Source organism: Sphingomonas sp. SP4 (genome assembly GCF_058313375.1).
The window spans coordinates 595,398-612,392 of record NZ_JBZFLE010000002.1 but is presented as its reverse complement, the minus strand read 5'-3'; the positions used below and the strand labels follow the sequence as shown (position 1 = coordinate 612,392).

At 63.4% G+C, this 16,995-nt stretch carries 20 protein-coding genes and 1 tRNA gene; 15 read left to right on the top strand and 6 right to left on the bottom strand.

Going from position 1 to position 16,995, the window contains the following annotated elements:
* Nucleotides 1-74 precede the first annotated feature (74 nt).
* From coxB to AC4GYV_RS12330, 4 genes are all read left to right on the top strand, one after another.
* Complete coding sequence (coxB, locus tag AC4GYV_RS12345; protein WP_491101600.1) at nt 75-1,208, top strand: cytochrome c oxidase subunit II; 1,134 nt, start codon at nt 75-77, stop codon at nt 1,206-1,208.
* A gap of 21 nt (nt 1,209-1,229) precedes the next feature.
* Nucleotides 1,230-2,903, top strand: a complete 1,674-nt coding sequence (ctaD, locus tag AC4GYV_RS12340) for a cytochrome c oxidase subunit I (protein WP_491101002.1) — start codon at nt 1,230-1,232, stop codon at nt 2,901-2,903.
* Nucleotides 2,904-3,159: 256 nt separating this feature from the next.
* On the top strand, nt 3,160-3,297 hold the full coding sequence (locus AC4GYV_RS12335) for a hypothetical protein (RefSeq protein WP_491101001.1): 138 nt from the start codon (nt 3,160-3,162) through the stop codon (nt 3,295-3,297).
* On the top strand, nt 3,290-3,448 hold the full coding sequence (locus tag AC4GYV_RS12330; protein ID WP_491101000.1) for a hypothetical protein: 159 nt from the start codon (nt 3,290-3,292) through the stop codon (nt 3,446-3,448). Before AC4GYV_RS12335 ends, AC4GYV_RS12330 begins: the two co-directional genes overlap by 8 nt.
* 97 nt (nt 3,449-3,545) lie before the next feature.
* Here AC4GYV_RS12330 and AC4GYV_RS12325 read toward each other — a convergent pair whose 3' ends face one another.
* Complete coding sequence (locus AC4GYV_RS12325) at nt 3,546-4,184, bottom strand: peptidylprolyl isomerase (protein ID WP_491100999.1); 639 nt, start codon at nt 4,182-4,184, stop codon at nt 3,546-3,548.
* Nucleotides 4,185-4,265: 81 nt separating this feature from the next.
* Between AC4GYV_RS12325 and AC4GYV_RS12320 the strand changes: the two genes are divergently transcribed.
* The 8 genes from AC4GYV_RS12320 to AC4GYV_RS12285 are packed head-to-tail and all read left to right on the top strand — an operon-like array spanning nt 4,266 to nt 9,778.
* Nucleotides 4,266-5,177 (top strand): heme o synthase, encoded by a 912-nt coding sequence (locus tag AC4GYV_RS12320; protein WP_491100998.1) that lies wholly within the window; start codon nt 4,266-4,268, stop codon nt 5,175-5,177.
* Complete coding sequence (locus AC4GYV_RS12315) at nt 5,174-5,326, top strand: cytochrome c oxidase system small membrane protein (RefSeq protein WP_491100997.1); 153 nt, start codon at nt 5,174-5,176, stop codon at nt 5,324-5,326. Before AC4GYV_RS12320 ends, AC4GYV_RS12315 begins: the two co-directional genes overlap by 4 nt.
* On the top strand, nt 5,323-5,868 hold the full coding sequence (locus tag AC4GYV_RS12310) for a cytochrome c oxidase assembly protein (RefSeq protein ID WP_491100996.1): 546 nt from the start codon (nt 5,323-5,325) through the stop codon (nt 5,866-5,868). Before AC4GYV_RS12315 ends, AC4GYV_RS12310 begins: the two co-directional genes overlap by 4 nt.
* A gap of 38 nt (nt 5,869-5,906) precedes the next feature.
* Nucleotides 5,907-6,725, top strand: coding sequence for a cytochrome c oxidase subunit 3 (locus tag AC4GYV_RS12305; RefSeq protein ID WP_491100995.1), 819 nt, complete (start codon nt 5,907-5,909; stop codon nt 6,723-6,725).
* Nucleotides 6,722-7,099, top strand: coding sequence for a DUF983 domain-containing protein (locus tag AC4GYV_RS12300; protein WP_491100994.1), 378 nt, complete (start codon nt 6,722-6,724; stop codon nt 7,097-7,099). Before AC4GYV_RS12305 ends, AC4GYV_RS12300 begins: the two co-directional genes overlap by 4 nt.
* On the top strand, nt 7,096-7,695 hold the full coding sequence (locus AC4GYV_RS12295) for an SURF1 family protein (RefSeq protein WP_491100993.1): 600 nt from the start codon (nt 7,096-7,098) through the stop codon (nt 7,693-7,695). The genes AC4GYV_RS12300 and AC4GYV_RS12295 overlap by 4 nt, the downstream gene beginning before the upstream one ends.
* The gene (locus AC4GYV_RS12290; protein WP_491100992.1) at nt 7,692-8,918 is read left to right on the top strand and encodes a M16 family metallopeptidase; all 1,227 of its coding nucleotides are present in this window, start codon (nt 7,692-7,694) and stop codon (nt 8,916-8,918) included. Before AC4GYV_RS12295 ends, AC4GYV_RS12290 begins: the two co-directional genes overlap by 4 nt.
* Nucleotides 8,915-9,778, top strand: a complete 864-nt coding sequence (locus AC4GYV_RS12285; RefSeq protein ID WP_491100991.1) for a class I SAM-dependent methyltransferase — start codon at nt 8,915-8,917, stop codon at nt 9,776-9,778. The genes AC4GYV_RS12290 and AC4GYV_RS12285 overlap by 4 nt, the downstream gene beginning before the upstream one ends.
* Here AC4GYV_RS12285 and AC4GYV_RS12280 read toward each other — a convergent pair.
* From AC4GYV_RS12280 to AC4GYV_RS12270, 3 genes are read right to left on the bottom strand one after another with little or no spacing between them, the layout of a single operon-like run.
* Nucleotides 9,768-10,406: a heme exporter protein CcmB gene (locus tag AC4GYV_RS12280; RefSeq protein WP_491100990.1), complete on the bottom strand. Its 639-nt coding sequence runs from the start codon at nt 10,404-10,406 to the stop codon at nt 9,768-9,770. The two genes, AC4GYV_RS12285 and AC4GYV_RS12280, sit on opposite strands and share 11 nt — an antisense overlap.
* On the bottom strand, nt 10,403-10,954 hold the full coding sequence (gene ccmA / locus AC4GYV_RS12275; protein ID WP_491100989.1) for a heme ABC exporter ATP-binding protein CcmA: 552 nt from the start codon (nt 10,952-10,954) through the stop codon (nt 10,403-10,405). Before ccmA ends, AC4GYV_RS12280 begins: the two co-directional genes overlap by 4 nt.
* Nucleotides 10,951-11,349 carry a metallopeptidase family protein gene (locus tag AC4GYV_RS12270; RefSeq protein ID WP_491100988.1) on the bottom strand — a complete coding sequence of 133 codons (399 nt, stop codon included), beginning with the start codon at nt 11,347-11,349 and terminating at the stop codon, nt 10,951-10,953. Before AC4GYV_RS12270 ends, ccmA begins: the two co-directional genes overlap by 4 nt.
* 90 nt (nt 11,350-11,439) lie before the next feature.
* Here AC4GYV_RS12270 and AC4GYV_RS12265 point away from each other — a divergent pair.
* Nucleotides 11,440-11,530: transfer RNA gene (locus AC4GYV_RS12265), tRNA-Ser, on the top strand.
* An 18-nt stretch (nt 11,531-11,548) separates the two neighbouring features.
* On the opposite strand, the gene AC4GYV_RS12260 is transcribed toward AC4GYV_RS12265, so the two are convergent.
* Both AC4GYV_RS12260 and AC4GYV_RS12255 read right to left on the bottom strand, forming a co-directional pair.
* Nucleotides 11,549-12,778: an acetate/propionate family kinase gene (locus tag AC4GYV_RS12260; protein WP_491100987.1), complete on the bottom strand. Its 1,230-nt coding sequence runs from the start codon at nt 12,776-12,778 to the stop codon at nt 11,549-11,551.
* 10 nt (nt 12,779-12,788) lie between these two features.
* Entirely contained in the window at nt 12,789-13,760 is a 972-nt protein-coding gene (locus AC4GYV_RS12255) for a phosphate acetyltransferase (RefSeq protein WP_491100986.1), read from the bottom strand.
* Nucleotides 13,761-14,090: 330 nt separating this feature from the next.
* Here AC4GYV_RS12255 and AC4GYV_RS12250 point away from each other — a divergent pair, with 330 nt between their 5' ends.
* Both AC4GYV_RS12250 and AC4GYV_RS12245 read left to right on the top strand, forming a co-directional pair.
* Nucleotides 14,091-15,680 carry an L-serine ammonia-lyase gene (locus AC4GYV_RS12250; protein ID WP_491100985.1) on the top strand — a complete coding sequence of 530 codons (1,590 nt, stop codon included), beginning with the start codon at nt 14,091-14,093 and terminating at the stop codon, nt 15,678-15,680.
* 13 nt (nt 15,681-15,693) lie between these two features.
* Nucleotides 15,694-16,986: an MFS transporter gene (locus AC4GYV_RS12245; protein WP_491100984.1), complete on the top strand. Its 1,293-nt coding sequence runs from the start codon at nt 15,694-15,696 to the stop codon at nt 16,984-16,986.
* The last annotated feature ends 9 nt before the right edge of the window (nt 16,987-16,995 follow it).

The following is a 16,995-nucleotide window of genomic DNA, read 5'->3' as shown; positions in this document are numbered from 1 at the left end:
GCCTATAGAGCGGCCAAATCACAGGACGCGATCCTTGCGTCTTTGGTCCCAAACGCATGCCAACCGGGGTGAAGATGAGATTGATTGGATGGGCGATTGCCCTGGCCGCGGCCGGGCTTACACCTGCAGCCGCGCAAGCGCAGGCGAGTTCGCCCCCTCCGGCTGAAGCCACGCACGACCATGCCGCAATGGCGACCCCGCCCGCCGGCACAGCTCAGAATCCGGGCCAGCCCGACGCGGCCCAGCCCGAAACTGTCGTCCCCGGCACCGTCGGCCACATGATCCCGACGCCGGGCATCGGCGAGCCGGACGGCCGCAAGGGCATTCAGATGCAGGTCACGCCAATCGGCGAGGAAGCTGCATCCTTCCACAATAACTGGCTGCTTCCGCTCTGCGCGGTCATCAGCATCCTCGTCCTTGTGCTGCTGGTATGGGCCATCCTGAAGTTTCGCCGTGGGGCTAATCCGACGCCATCGCGCAATTCGCACAACACGTTGATCGAGGTGATCTGGACGCTCGTCCCGGTCCTCGTCCTGGTCGCGATCGCTATCCCGTCGATCCGCCTGCTCCGCCACCAGTACACCCCGCCGCCTGCGGACGTGACAGTGAAGGTGACCGGCCACCAGTGGTACTGGTCCTACGAACTGCCTGATTATGGTGTGACGTTCGACAGCTACATGCTGAAGGAAAAGAACGATCCGACGCGCCAGGCCAACCAGCGCGCTCGTACCGACAATGACGGTCCGCCGCTGCTCGCGGTCGACAACCGCCTCGTGATCCCCGCCGGCAAGGTCGTTAAGTTCATCATCACCGCCGACGACGTGATCCACAGCTTCGCCGTCCCGGCATTCTGGATCAAGCAGGACGCCAACCCCGGTCAGCTTCACGAGACGTGGGTGAAGGTCGACCGTCCGGGCGTATACTTCGGCCAGTGTTCCGAACTTTGCGGCGCCCGCCACGGCTTCATGCCGATCGCCGTCGAAGTCGTGCCCGCCGCGCAGTTCGCGCAGTGGGTCGGCCAGAAGGGCGGCACGATGCCAGGCGCGAAGAAGCCCACCGCCGCCGAGACGCCCCCAGCCGCTGCTCCCAATACGCAGACCAACGCAGGTGGGAATGCTACACCTGCTCCAGCGGTTGCCGGAACAGCGACCAGCAATCCGGCACCCGCACCGCAGAACCCGAACGTTGCCAACCGCGCGAACCAATAAGTCGATCGGACGAGTAGACTCATGAGCACCACTGCTGACGCACTTCATCTCCGCTCTCATGAAGCGCATGACGCGCATCACGATGCGGACCACAAGCCGAGCTTCTTCGTCCGCTGGTTCATGTCGACGAACCACAAGGACATCGGCACGCTCTATTTGATCTTCGCGATCATCGCGGGAGTGATCGGCGGCGGCATCTCCGGCATCATGCGCTGGGAGTTGATGGAGCCGGGCATCCAGGTCCTCAACCGCGCCTGGCCGATCGGTGCCGGCACTGCGAACTTCGACGAATGGACCCACCACTGGAACGTGCTGATCACCGCGCACGGCCTGATCATGGTCTTCTTCATGGTCATGCCGGCGATGATCGGTGGCTTCGGAAACTGGTTCGTCCCGCTCATGATCGGTGCGCCGGACATGGCGTTCCCGCGGATGAACAACATCAGCTTCTGGCTGCTGATCCCGGCCTTCACCCTGCTGCTTGGGTCAACCTTCGTCAGCGGCGGAACGGGCCTCGGCGCCGGCACCGGCTGGACGGTGTACGCGCCGCTATCGACATCGGGGTCCGCAGGTCCCGCGGTCGATATGGCGATCTTCTCGCTCCACCTGGCGGGCGCCAGCTCGATCCTGGGCGCGATCAACTTCATCACGACCATCTTCAACATGCGCGCGCCGGGCATGACCCTGCACAAGATGCCGCTGTTCGTCTGGTCGGTGCTCGTTACCGCCTTCCTTCTGCTCCTGTCGCTTCCGGTTCTGGCCGGCGCGATCACCATGCTGCTGACCGACCGTAACTTCGGCACGACCTTCTTCGACGCGTCTGGCGGCGGCAACGTGGTGCTGTACCAGCACCTCTTCTGGTTCTTCGGTCACCCCGAAGTGTACATCATGATCCTGCCGGGCTTCGGCATCGTCAGCCAGATTGTCGCGACGTTCAGCCGCAAGCCGGTGTTCGGTTATCTCGGCATGGCGTACGCCATGGTTTCGATCGGCGTCATCGGCTTCGTCGTCTGGGCGCACCACATGTTCACCACGGGCATGAGCGTCGACGAGAAGATGTACTTCACCGCCGCGACGATGATCATCGCGGTGCCGACGGGCGTGAAGATCTTCAGCTGGATCGCCACGATGTGGGGAGGCTCGCTGACGTTCGAGACGCCGATGCTGTGGGCGATCGGCTTCATCTTCCTGTTCACGGTCGGTGGCGTCACCGGCGTCGTGCTGGCGAACGGCGGCGTCGATAACTACATGCACGACACCTACTACGTGGTGGCGCACTTCCACTACGTGCTAAGCCTGGGCGCGGTCTTCGCCCTCTTCGGCGGCTTCTACTACTGGTTCCCGAAGATGAGTGGGAAGATGTACAACGAGTTCCTCGGGAAGGTTCACTTCTTCCTGATGTTCATCGGCGTGAATGTGATCTTCTTCCCGATGCACTTCCTGGGCCTCGATGGCATGCCGCGGCGCATCCCGGACTACACGCCGGCCTTCGCCGGGTGGAACTATGTCGCTACCGTTGGCTACATGATCACGGTGGCGGGTGTCGCTGTGTTCTTCGTCAACCTCTTCCTGTCGCTCGCGGCGGGCAAGAAGGCGCCGGCCAACCCATGGGGTGAGGGCGCAACGACGCTGGAATGGACGCTTTCCAGTCCGCCGCCGTTCCACCAATTCTCGACCCTGCCAAAGATCGACTAGTTCGACGCGGATTCAGACGAGAAGGGCTCCGTGTGACCGGAGCCCTTTTTGTTTGCAGGACGGGGCCCTCGGGGGCGCGAGACGCTTTCCCAACTTCTCGCATCGAACGTGGGAGGATTCACCCATCGTTGGTGCAATCTCGCCCGTCGTTCCGCAAACTCCAGGCTGGAAATGGCAGATTTCCGGCATTGGCACGTTGTTTGAATAGTTTCGACCGAGGCCGCGAACTGCGCGGACCACAAAAGGGAGAAACAAGATGTTCGTAAATTCCTCATTGAAGCGCACACTCGTCGCCATCTCAGCCGCAATCGCCATGAGCACCGTAGCGGTCGGCGCAGCCGTGGGTCCGGCACAGGCCGCCCACGCACCTTCGCGCGTGGTCGCCAATGCGTAAGGCGTCTCATAAGGAAGAGCCCGCCGCCGTACGTCAATCGGCCAAGATGACGGCCAAGGTTTACGGGATCATGGCGCTGACCACCACGCTGACCTTTGCAACGCTGACCACCGGCTATCAGCTACTCTTCGTCCCCCACGTGTTCGCTTGAAGCACCCGCTTGCAAGCATCAGGCTGCTGCGGCCTCGGTGATGTCGGCTACGCCACGTAAGGCGTGATAGCTCCCCCTTAAGGAAGCGCCGAATTCCCTACTTTACCCGCGTCGCCTTGATGATCTTCACCGGCGGTTCGAGCATCTGGCCCTTCATCACGCCTTCGCCCTTCGTCGGTGACGTGGGCGCGGCGAAGATCTTGTTCACGACGTCCATGCCCTCGGTGACGTGGCCGAAGGCGGCGAAGCCGTTGGCATCCGCCGCATTGCCGCCTGCGTCGAAGCCGGGCGTGTCACTGAGCAAGATGAAGAAATCGGCGCGGGCGCTGTTGGGCTCGTTGCGGGCCATGGAGATGGCGCCGGCGACATGCTTGATGCCTGTCTTCGTGCTCGGCTCATCGGCGATCGGCGGGAAGAGCTTGCGCGTGTCGCTGCGCACACCGAACTGGACCAGGCCGCCGGCGGCTCCGTTCGCGGCAGGCATGTGCATCGCGCGGTAGAAGGTCTCGCCATCGAGCCGGTGCGCGTCGACGTAGCGCAGGAAGTTGCCCGCCGTGATCGGCGCACGGCCGCGGTCCACAGAAATGACGATCCTTCCGAGGTTCGTGTCGATTGCGACAGGAACCAGATCTTCCTTGGCTGCCGGAGCTTCCGACGGAGCGCTCGGCGCAGCTTGGGCGAACAATGGGGCGGAACAGGCCGCAAGCAGCGCGGCAGCGAGGATTCGGTGCTTCATGACCATCCGCATAGCAGCCCAGCATGAACTCTCGATAGCTGAGGCTTTTCCTCTGCGGACCGAGCACTTATAGGCGCGGCCATGCCCGCCATGGACATGACGAATCCAGCCGCGCTTCCCGCCGACTGGCGCGATTTCCTCGCGCTTACGAAGCCGCGCGTCATGAGCCTGGTCGTGTTCAGCGGCCTCGCCGGTCTGCTTGCCGCGCCGGATCTGCCGCCGCTGGCGCTGGGCTTCACGGCGATCCTGTGCATCGCGCTGGGAGCGGGAGCATGCGGTGCGCTCAACCAGTGGTACGAGGTGGACGTCGACGCAAAGATGCGGCGCACGTCGAAGCGACCGCTTCCAGATGGACGGATGGACCGTCAGTCCGCGCTTCACTTCGGTGTCGGGCTCGCGGGCTTCTCCGTCCTGCTGATGGGTCTCGCGACCAACTGGCTCGCTGCCGCGCTCCTTTTGGCGTCGATCCTCTTCTACGTCTTCATCTATACGATCTGGCTGAAGCCGCGGACGCCACAGAATATCGTCATCGGTGGCGCCGCTGGCGCTTTCCCGCCCCTGATCGGATGGGTGGCCGCGACGGGGCATTTCGCGCCGCTGCCACTGCTGCTGTTCGCGATCGTCTTCCTGTGGACGCCCCCGCATTTCTGGGCGCTGTCGCTGTTCGTCCGCTCGGATTATGCCGCGGCTGGAATCCCCATGCTTCCGGTCGTGTCGGGCACCGAGACCACGCGCCGCCAGATCTTCTACTACAGCCTGCCGATGGCCGCTGCTGCGATCGCGCCTTGGCCGCTAGGTTTGACGGGTCCGGTCTACGGCGTCTGCGCTATCATTCTCAATTTCGTGTTCGTCGCGCTGGCCGCGCGGGTGCTCACCAACCGCGCGGCCGAGCCGGCCGGGATGGGGCCTGAGAAGCATCTCTTCGCTTTCTCGGTCTTTTACCTCTTCGCCTTGTTCACTGTGCTGGTTGCCGATCGGTGGATCGCCGGGTGACCAACGAAGTGCCGAAGCTCAGGGATGGCGAAGTCGAGCTGATCCGTAAGCGGCAGCGCGAGCGCGCCCGGGTCATGGCCTGGCTGTTGGGCGCTTTCGTCATCCTTCTTTTCTTCATCACCCTAGCCAAGACAGGGATCAATTGGTGACTGCCGTAGCGCAGAAAAATGCTCGCACAGCGATGTGGATGGGCCTGATCGTCGCGGCCATGATCGGCCTCGCCTTCGCATCGCCTGCCCTATACCGGACCTTCTGCTCCATCACCGGCTTTGGTGGGACGCCGCTGCGGGCAGAGCGCGCTCCCGGGGCAGTTGCCGGGCAGGTCAGCGTTCGCTTCGACGCCAACACCCATCCAGGGCTGCCGTGGCGCTTCGAGCCGGAGCAAACGACCGTGAATGTCGCGCCGGGTGCGCAGACGAAGATTTTCTACCGAGCGCAGAACCTCTCGGCCCGCGCGATCACAGGCCAGGCAGCGTACAACGTAAGCCCCGACCAGGTCGGCAAATATTTCAAGAAGATCCAATGCTTCTGCTTCAACGAGCAGACGCTGCAGCCCGGGCAAACGGTCGATATGCCCGTGCTGTTTTTCGTCGATCCGGCGATCAAGAAGGACCCTGACACGAAGGACATCGACCAGATTACGCTCAGCTATACATTTTATCCGGTGGAAACCGTCACCGCGGCTCGCTAGAGCCTTCGCAAAATCAAAGAGGGAAAGCGTCTACAAACATGGCGGCGACGAAGAACCATGATTACCATTTGGTGGAACCGGATCCCTGGCCACTGATCGGCGCCATTTCTGGCGGCGTGCTGTTCAGCGGTCTGGTGATGTGGTGGCATGCGAACCCGTACGGCAAGTTCGTGTTCGCGCTCGGCCTGCTCGGCGTGCTGGTCACCATGTACAATTGGTGGTCGAACACCATCAAGGAAGCGCACGAGGGCTATCACACGCCGGTGGTGCAGCTGCACCTGCGCTACGGCATGATCCTGTTCATCGCCTCGGAGGTGATGTTCTTCCTCGCCTGGTTCTGGGCCTTTTTCGACAGCTCGCTGTTCCCGTCCCCCGTCGAGGCGGTCGGCGGACACTGGCCGCCGAAGGGTATCGAGGTGCTGAACCCGTGGGGCTTCCCGCTGCTCAACACCATGATCCTGCTCTGCTCGGGCACGACGGTTACCTACGCGCACCACTCGCTGATTCACGGCGACCGTAATGGCTTGAAGCTCGGCCTATGGCTGACGATCCTGCTGGGCCTGACCTTCACTTTCGTGCAGGGCTGGGAATATGCCCATGCGCCTTTCGCGTTTAAGGGCAGCATCTACGGTTCGACCTTCTTCATGGCGACGGGCTTCCACGGCTTCCACGTGATCGTCGGCACCATCTTCCTGATCGTCTGCCTGATCCGGTCCTACAAGGGCGACTTCACGCCGAAGCAGCACTTCGGCTTCGAAGCTGCCGCCTGGTACTGGCACTTCGTCGACGTCGTCTGGCTGTTCCTGTTCACGACGATCTACGTCTGGGGCGGCTGGGGCGCGCCGCACGCGGGGTGAGCTCTCTACCGCCGGCGGCCGCCGAGCCTTCAGCGTTGAAGGCTGCGTTCGCCGGCGACTGCCCTAAGTGCGGAGCGCATACGCTCTTTCGCGGCTGGGTGAGCTTCGCTGACAAGTGCCCGGCCTGCGGCCTGGACTTCGACAGTTTCAACGTCGGTGACGGACCGGCCGCCTTCCTGATCTTCTTCGTCGGAACGATCGTGGTCGTATGCGCGCTGGTCGTCGACGGCGCTTTCTCTCCGCCTTGGTGGGTGCACCTCGTCTGGATCCCGGTCGCGACTGCGCTGACGATCGGAAGTCTGCGCGTGTCGAAGGCCTGGCTGCTCGGCCAGGAATACCGGCACCGCGCGCGAGAGGGGCGCATTGCCAAATGATCCGTCGTCTTCCCATCATCCCGACGCTGATCGTGTTGGTTGCGGTCGGCATTATGATCGGCCTCGGTATCTGGCAGCTGAAGCGTGCGCAGTGGAAGGAAGCTCTGATCGCGCAATATGCCGCGGCCGACCGGCTCCCGCCGATCACTTGGCCGACTGAGCCATTGCGTGCCGACCACCTGCCCCTGTTTCGGCATGCGACGGGGATGTGCATGCGGCCCGTCACGCAGCGTGCCGTCGCCGGCGAGAACCGCGCGGGCGAGCCCGGATATGTGCACATCATCGATTGCTCGACCGGTGCCGAAGGACCGGGCATGAGCGTTGAAGTGGGCTGGTCGAAGGACCCCAATGCGAAGGTGAATTGGAAAGGTGGGCTGGTCAGCGGCATCATCGGGCCTGATCGCAAGACGCAGATGCGACTGGTTGCGGCCGGCGCTCCCCCGGGACTGGAGCCGAGCGCTGCGCCGTCCGTCCGTTCCATCCCGAATAATCATCGATCCTATGCGATCCAGTGGTTCAGCTTTGCCGCCATCGCCTTCGTGATTTACGCGCTGGCCCTTCGGAAGCGGCTGGGGCAGGAAGCGTCCGCGCCATGATGACGCTGACCACCTTGTCCAACGGCCTCCGCGTTGCGAGCCGTCCAATGCAAAGCGTGGAGACGATCGCGGTCGGCCTCTATGCGGCGACTGGCTCACGACACGAGCAACGGCCCCTGAACGGCATCGCGCACCTGTTCGAGCATATGGTGTTCAAGGGCGCCGGCGGCCGGTCGGCGCGGGAAATTAGTGATTTGGTCGAAAGTGTCGGCGGAGACCTCAATGCCTCGACCGATCGCGAGCTGACGGCTTTCTATGCCAGCTTGTTGGCGCCCGATTTGGCGCTCGGGGTGCGTTTGCTCGCTGACATGATCCGGCGCCCACATTTCGAAGAGCGTCATCTCGAGCTTGAGAAGAAGGTCGTCTTGCAAGAGTTGGCCGAGGCTTTGGACACGCCCTCTGACGTGGTGTTCGAGCAACTGCAGGAAGCGGCATTCCCCGACCAGGCACTGGGTTGCTCGGTCCTCGGTGTCGAAGAGACGATCCGCGCCATCACCGTCGCAGACCTGCACGATTGGCTGCGAACGCAATATGCGCCTTCGGACCTGCTTCTGGTTGGCGCGGGCAAATTGCATCATCAGGAGCTGGTGGATCTCGCCGAGGAAACGCTCGGCGACATGAAGCCATCGCTGCATGAGAAGCCTGAGGCGGCCCATTTCGTCGGCGGTCGCCGCTTCGGGAAGCGGAAGAGCGACCAGGCGCATATCGCGATTGCGATGGGCGCGCCTGAGTGGGCTGCACCCGACGCCTATGCCTCCCAATTGTTCGCGGATGTGGTCGGGGCTGGCTCCTCATCGCGCTTGTTCCAGGAGCTGCGCGAGGAGCAGGGCCTGGCTTATTCCGTATCTGCCGGTGCGCAGAACTTTGCCGATGCGGGCCTGTTCTGGACCTATGTGGCCGCCGACCGCGCTGATGCAGAACTCGTGCACCGCGAGATCGAACGCGTGCTCTCAGAAGCGGCAATGGGCTTGGAGAAGCGGGAGCTCGAACGGGCGCGAGCGCTCGCCAAGGCGGGCATGATGATGAGTCTCGAAAGCTGCTGGGGCCAGGCGAGCTACCTCGCCACGCGGCTGCTGCGTGACGGCCGCTTGGTCGAACCGCATGAAATCGTGGAGCGGCTCGACGCCGTCACGCTCGACGAGGTGCGGGAGGTGGGTACGCGTATGCTCGCGGGGCCACGAGCAGTGGCGTCGGTGGGCGCGAAGCTCGCGCTCGCGGCGTGAGCGCCCTCGAGACGATCGTCGCAGAGCCCTGGGAGGACTGGGGCCTGATCGACAGCGGCGGTGGTCAGAAGCTTGAGCGCTACGGCAAATATCGCGTGGTCCGGCCGGAGCCACAGGCGATGTGGCACCCAGCTCGAAACGACTGGGACCCGGATGCGACCTTCGTTCCCGGATCGAACGAAGAGGGTGGAGGGCGCTGGGTCCAGCATCGTCCTGTACCGCGAAGCTGGGAGCTGTCGCGTGGCGCGGTGCGGTTCGATGCCTCGCTGACGCCGTTCCGCCATCTCGGCTTTTTCCCCGACATGGCGCCTCAATGGGATTGGATGCGTGGGCGTTCCGCCGAAGCAGATGTGCTCAACCTTTTCGGCTACACCGGCGTCGGCAGTCTTCTACTGAGCGACGCCGGGGCGCGGCTGGTACATGTCGACGCGTCGAAGAAGTCGGTCGAGCAGGGCAAGGAGAATGCCGATCTATCCGGGCTTGCCAACCGCCCGATCCGCTGGATCGTTGACGACGCCAGCAAGTTCACTGCGCGCGAGGTGCGGCGCGGAAGACGCTACGATGGCATCCTGCTCGACCCGCCGAAGTTCGGACGGGGGCCCGATGGAGAGGTGTGGCGGCTAGAGGAGAACCTCGCTCCGCTGCTCGCCGACTGTCGGAAGCTGCTGGACGAGAACAGTCGCTTCCTCGTCCTGACGGTCTACGCAGTCCGCATGTCGGCGCTCGCAATTGGCGAGCTCGTGAAGCAGACGCTGAGCGACCTCGGAGGCACAGTTGAAATGGGAGAGATGTCGGTGCGCGAGGAAGCCCGCGGGCTCTTGCTCCCAACGGCGATCTTCGCGCGCTGGTCTAAGTCCTAGCGGCTCGAATGGCGGCCCCGGCGACGAACGGCGCGCCGGCCATCAGCATCATTGAGATCGCCGCTTCGAGCAGGAGCGCCCCTGATCCATCGTCTCCGCTCGCTGCTGCGCCGAAGATGAGCAGCGGAACCGCCAGCGGAAGGAGGAGAAGCCCTGCCAGGGCTCCCGCCCGCGGCAGTCCCGCTGTGACGGCGGCAACAGCCACGGAAAGCGCCGCGAGGCCCGGCGTGCCGACCGCCAACGCGAGCTCGGTCCTGAGCAGCGACGAGCCATCCATGGCCAGAAGCGGAGCAGCGAAGACACCCGCCAACAGCAGGAGCGGCGCGAAGGTGAGCCAATGCGCAACCATCTTGGCAATGGCCGAGCTCTCTTCTGCGACCCCGTGAACGGCCAACTGGTCGAGAACGCCATCCGCACGGTCGGGCTCGATCAGCCGCTCGATGGGCAGCAGAGCCGCGGTCAATGCGGCGATCCATAGTACGCCGGACCCTACACGAGCGAGCAGCTGGGCATCAGGGCCAATCGCGAAAGGCATCAGCGTCGCGACGAGCAGGAAGAATGCGATTGGCAGCCAAGCCGCACCGGTGAAACCTCGCCGGACATCGCGAACGATGAGCGCGCCGATCACCGGGAAAGCTCCAGCCGCGACCAATTGCCGGGCAATGGCTGATGCGACGCGGCGAGTAGCGCTCCTCCGGACGAACGGTGATTTTCGATCAGTTCGCCAAGCCGCCGCACGCCATCGGCATCGAGCGCATTCAGCGGCTCATCGAGCAGCCACAGGCGCGCGCCCGATGCCGCGACGCGAGCGAGCGTGGCGCGCTTCGCCTGGCCGGATGAGAGCAGACGGACGGGAACATCGGCGAGGTGATCGATGCTGAGCACCCGCATGGCTTCATCGACTGAACCGCGCCAGAACTGAAGGGCGCGGCGCAGCGTCAGCTCGCGATCGAGGGCGAGCGCATCATCGGCAAGGGCGAGTGGCGTGCGCTCAACCCTGCCGCCGTCCTGGCGAAGCAAGCCGGCCGCAAGCCGGATCAAGCTCGATTTGCCAATCCCATTGGGTCCGGCAACCTGGAGCGCCTGTCCGGCCTCCAGCTCCAGGTCGAGCTCCTCGAACAGCAATCGCCCGCCGCGCCGCAGCGTGACGCCCTCGAAGCGCAGCAACGATGTCACGCTACGCTGTCTTCCAGCGCGTGCATGTCTTCGTCGCTGAGTCCGAAATGGTGTCCTATCTCATGGACCAGCACGTGGGCGACGAGATGTTCGAGCGTGTCGTCGCTTGCTGCCCATTCATCAAGGATCGGGCGGCGGAACAAGCGGACACGCTCGGGCAGGGTGCCCGACTGATCGACGCTGCGCTCGGTCAGGGGAACGCCTTCATAGACGCCGCTCAGCTCGAACGGATCCTCGATGCCGAATGTGCCGAGCGTTGCGTCGTCGGCGAATTCCTCGACCAGCAGGACTATGTCGCCGATGCTCTCGCTGAAAGGCTTCGGCAGTCCGTTCAGGGCGCGCCTTGCGAGTGCCTCAATCTCTTCTGCGGAAGGCGGCGGTCCAAAGCTGCGCATGGCGTCATCGCATAGGGGCTGCCGGGCACAAGCCGCAACCTTGCCCGAACGGGAGTCGCCGCTTAAGGGAGCCGCTTTCCAGCGATATGCGGAGCGGTGGCCGAGTGGTCGAAGGCGCTCGCCTGGAAAGTGAGTATACGGCAAAACCGTATCGAGGGTTCGAATCCCTCCCGCTCCGCCACCTTCTGATGTTGCGACTTCAGCCTTGAACCGGCGGCATTGCGGGTTCGATTACCTGCGTGGAACGGTCGCTCACCTGATCAATAGCTTCGGCCGTATGACGGGCGATGACTCGCTCTTCGTCGGTAGCCAGAACCCAGATGGGCAGGCTGGACGAGGACGCATCGATGCGCCCTTCGCCGAGCGTGTTCGCCTGCTCGTCGATCTCGGCGCCGAGCCATTTACAACCGGCTATGACTTCACGTCTCGTCTTGGCGTCGCGTTGGCCGATGCCTCCGGTGAAGACGATGCCATCCAGCCCTCCAAGCGCGGCGGCCAGCGAGCCGATTTCGCGGACGATGCGATAGACGAAGAGGTCGATCGCCTCTTTGGCCGACGGTTTCTCGGATAGTCGCAACTCGCGCATGTCGGATGTGATGCCTGAGACGCCCAGCAGGCCCGACCGTTTGTAGATGAGATTCTCGAGCTCGCGGGCGTTCAGCTTCTGCTCGTCCATCAAGTAGATCAGCACCCCTGGATCGATCGAGCCGCAGCGGGTTCCCATCATGAGGCCTTCGACGGCAGTGAATCCCATGGTCGTGGCTACACTCTTGCCTTGGTCCAGCGCGCAGAGGCTTGCCCCATTCCCGAGGTGCGCGATGATGATCTTCTTGTCGGCATAGTCGGGAGCCGCCTCGCGCAATTTCCCGCTGACATATTCGTATGAAAGTCCGTGAAAGCCGTAGCGGCGCACCCCTGCGTCCGTGATCTCGCGGGGGAGCGCGAACGCTTGAGCGAGATGCGGTTGGCTTTGGTGGAAAGCGGTATCGAAGCAGGCAACCTGGGGAATGTGCGGCGCTTCCGACATGATCGCTTCGATCGGCGCCAGATTGTGGGGCTGATGCAGCGGCGCCAGAGGTATGAGCGCCTTCAACTCCTCGACTACGGACCTGGTCACAGGCGTCGGCTCGGTGAACTTCGTTCCGCCGTGCACAACTCGATGACCGATACCTTCGACAGCCTCCCCGCCCAGAAGCGCGATGGCCGTTTGCAGGATGATCTTGGTGGCGGAGCGATGGTCCAGATCTTTGGCGCCCCACTCATTCTCGGCTAATGTTTCGCCTTCCCGCCCCTCGACGCTCAGGCGCGGAGCCACCCCGATCTTTTCCACCTGCCCGCGAAAGCGGAGCGACTGCTCCCGGTCGACGTCGAAGACCGCGAACTTGATGCTGGATGAGCCGGCGTTGATGACCGCGATCTGCCGAGCCATGTCGCGCTCCCTACCTGATCGCCGCAGAAGCATTCGCCTTACGGGCGGCTACCAGCAGCTGCGCCACCGCGCACGACGCAATTCGGGCAATCTCCTCGTCGGCCCGGCTCGTCAGGATGATGGGCACCTTCGCACCCAGGACGATACCCGCCGCATCTGCGCCGGCAAGGAACGAGAGGCTCTTCGCGAGCATGTTGCCGGCTTCGAGGTCGGGCACCACGAGGACATTGGCGCGACCCGCGACTGGCGAATTGATCTTCTTGATCGCCGCCGCCTCGGTGCTGATTGCGTTATCGAGTGCGAGCGGGCCGTCGAGGATCCCGCCGGTGATTTGGCCCCGGTCCGCCATCTTGCACAGAGCAGCAGCTTCGAGCGTGGACGGAACGTCGGGATTGACGCTCTCCATCGCGCTCAGGATCGCCACGCGAACGTCTTTGGTGCCGAGCGCGTGCACCAGGTCAATCGCATTCTGCACAATGTCGACCTTGCATTTCAGATCAGGTGCGATGTTGACTGCCGCATCGGTAATCACGAGCGGCTGATCGTGATGTGGGACGTCCATCACGAAGCAGTGGCTAATGCGGCGCGACGTTCTCAGCCCCGTATCGCGCTTGACGACGGCGCCCATCAATTCGTCGGTATGGAGGCTGCCTTTCATCAAGGCATCGGCACGGCCGTCGCGGACGAGCGCTACCGCTTTAGCCGCAGAATCTTCACTGTACTCGGCGTTGACGATCTCGAAGCCATTGATGTCGAGATCATATTCCTTGGCGACGGCCCGGATGCGTTCCTCTGGCCCGACAAGGATCGGTTCGATCAACCGTAGTCTAGCCGCCTCGACGACGCTTTCGAGCGAGACGCGATCGCAAGGGTGGGCGACGGCCGTAATGGCCGGGGGGTGCTTAAGCGCGGTTGCAACCAGCCTGTGGAACTTATCGTGATCGTGAGTTTCGGCTCTTGCCGGTGCCTCCAGCACGGACATCCCTGCCCTCCTTTTGATCGCTCACATCTGAGTGACGCAGACGATCTCACAGCGAGCCAAGACTTGCCCCCTCCCGGCCGCGTCGAGATCGGCAGGTGCAGAATAGGAGAGGTCCCGAATCCTCCAATCCGCAAATATCCTGACGCAGGGGCCGAATTACCTGCGCAGATCGGGCAAGGGTTTCTCAGCAATTCTATGGGCGACCGGTCCGGGTTGGTCCCGATACCCGGGGGTCGCCGCCAGCGTATCCTCCCACCAAATACCTAAGGGGGTTTCGCCTTCGAAGAGGCGGAGAGTGCGCGTCGGCTGTGAAGTCCGGGAGGGCACGAGATGGACAACTCAGATCATAGCGAATTCGCGATACCGCAGCTCGATTTCACCGAGCCGCCCATTGGATCCGATCGTCGATCATTCATGATGCGAAGTGCGATGGCCGCGGCGGTCGTTGCCCTTGGCGGCCGCGTCAATCCGTTATGGGCGCAAACGCCTGCTGGGCCGCCGCTCGGGTCTCAGCCGCTCGATCCGAACCTTCAGGTCGTCAAGGACAGCAAAGGGCCGGTGATGACCTTGGTCGACGAATTCTACAAAGTCGGACCGGGGCCTTCCTCGTCGCACACGATCGGGCCGATGCGGATCACCTATGATTTCTACCAGCGCGCGTCGAAGCTGCCGGCAGATCAGCTCGCGCAGGCAACGGCGCTTCGCGTGAACTTGTACGGCAGCCTTAGTGCGACCGGCAAAGGACACGGGACGGAGCGCGCGGCCCTGGCGGGCCTAGCGGGCTACGAGCCCGCGACAATCGATACCAAGATTCTCGACGAAATGGCCGCGAATCCGAACAAGACGTTCCCGGTCAAGCTCGGCAACAAGACGATCAACGTCAGCCTGAAGGACATCATATACGACGCCACTAAGGGCGACTTCCACCACCCGAACACGATGAAGGTCTCGTTGCTCGCAGGCGACAAGGTGCTGCTGGAGCAGGAATATTATTCGGTCGGCGGCGGCTTCATCGAATGGAAGGGCTACACACCGCCCAAGAAGAACCCGCCCAAATATCCTTATTCGACCATGGCGGAGGTGCTCGCGCATACGAAGCGCGACAACATCACGCTGGCGCAACTCGCTTACGCGAACGAGCTTGCGATTTCGGGCAGGGATCAGGCGGAGATAAACGCCTTCCTCGATAAGATCCTCGGTGCGATGCGAGCAACCGTGAAGACAGGGCTCAACGCGCCGACTGGCACGCTCCCCGGACCGATCAAGCTTAAGACCAAGGCGGGCGATGTCTACAAGAACGCCCAGAACATCCAGGAGCCCGCGCGGAAGGGCATCGGCCTCGTGGCGGCGGCAGCGCTAGCTGGCTCCGAAGAGAATGCCCGGGGTCACCTGGTGATTACCGCACCCACCGGCGGATCGGCGGGTGTGATGCCGGCGATCATCTATTCGCTGGGACCGGAAGGCGCGAAGATGTCGGATCAGCAGCAGCGGGAAGCGCTCCTTGCGGGCGCGATCATCGGATACCTCTGCAAGCACAACGCGACGTTGTCGGCCGCTGAAGGGGGATGTCAGGCTGAGATCGGCGTTGCGTCGGCAATGGGCGCGTCGGCTATCGCGGCCGCGCATGGAGCTCCGCCACAGGTTTCGGCGAACGGGGCAGGGGCCGCGCTCGAGCACCATCTTGGGATGACATGCGACCCGGTTGCCGGCTTCGTACAGGTCCCCTGCATTGAGCGTTGCGCGTTCGGCGCGGTGAAGGCCTGGACCGGCTATCTCATCGCGAACAACGAGATCCCGGCCAACCGGCGCGTCGACGTCGACACAGTGATCGTGGCTATGGCGCAGACCGCCAAGGACATGAACCCGAAGTATAAGGAGACGTCGGAAGCGGGTCTCGCGCAGTCCCTCGTCCTCTGCTGAGAGGCGGGCACTTGTGACGGCGCCGGTTCAGCGGTCGGAAGCGGCGATATCGACACGAATCGTTATCGCCGCCTGGCTGCTGACCTCGATCTTCTATTTCTACCAATATTCTATGCGTTCGGCGCCGGCCGTGATGGTGCCGGAACTGACGAGCGCGTTCGGCCTGACAGCCGTCGGCATCGCATCGCTAGTCGGACTCTTCTACTACGGATACGCTCCCTTCAGCCTCGTGGCCGGTGTGGCGATGGACCAGGTCGGGCCACGCAAGGTCGTGCCGCTCGGCGCCGCATCCGTTGCGATCGGCGCAATTCTCTTTTCGACGGGCGATCCGCTAATCGCGAGCATTGGCCGCTTCCTGCAGGGAGCTGGCGGCGTGTTCGCGCTGATTGGCGCGGCTTACCTCGTCACCAGCTATATGCCCGCATCCCGTGCCGCGACGATGATTGGCGCGACGCAGATGTTCGGAATGGCGGGCGGCTCTGCGGGACAGTTCGCCGTCGGTCCGTTGATTGCCGGTGGCTTGCCCTGGGATCGATATTGGTTGCTGATGGGAATTGTCGGCATCCCGATTGCCGCGCTGCTGCTCTTCCTCATCCCACGGCGCGATAAGTCTTCGGCGGCAGCAGCTGGGCTCGGACCGGCCGCGCGAGCGATGGCCGCGGTCTTCACCAACCCCCAGTCAATCCTCTGCGGTTTGATCGCCGGACTATTGTTCGTGCCGACGACCATCTTCGACATGGTGTGGGGCGTCCGTTACCTCCAGGAAGCGCACGACATGCCCTACTCGGTCGCGGTCCTTCGCTCCGCCTCTGTGCCATTTGGGTGGATCATCGGCTGTCCGCTGCTCGGCTGGCTCACGGATCGCATCGGGCTTCGCCGGCCGGTCATCATCGGCGCGGCATTGGTTCTGCTGGGCGTGCTCGCGCTCATCCTGTTTGGTCCGAGCGGCTTGTTCCCACCCTTTACCCTGGGCCTTCTCGCGGGCGTCGCGTCGGGCGCAGCCATGATCCCGTACACCGTGATCAAGGAGGCCAATCGTCCGGAGCATGCCGGGACCGCGACTGGCGTGGTCAACTTCCTCAACTTCGCGCTCACAGCGCTCCTCGGACCGATTTTCGCCAGCCGGCTCACTGCGGCAAGTGGCGGCGGGGAGCGAGAGATCGCGCATTATCAGACGACGTTCCTGCCCCTGCTGTACGGGGTCGCACTCGCGATTCTTCTGACGCTCCTGCTGCGGGAAACCGGACCGAAAGCACGCAATGCCGTCGAAGCTCGCCCGCGGGGAACTGGGCTTCCGGCCGAATGAAATCTAACG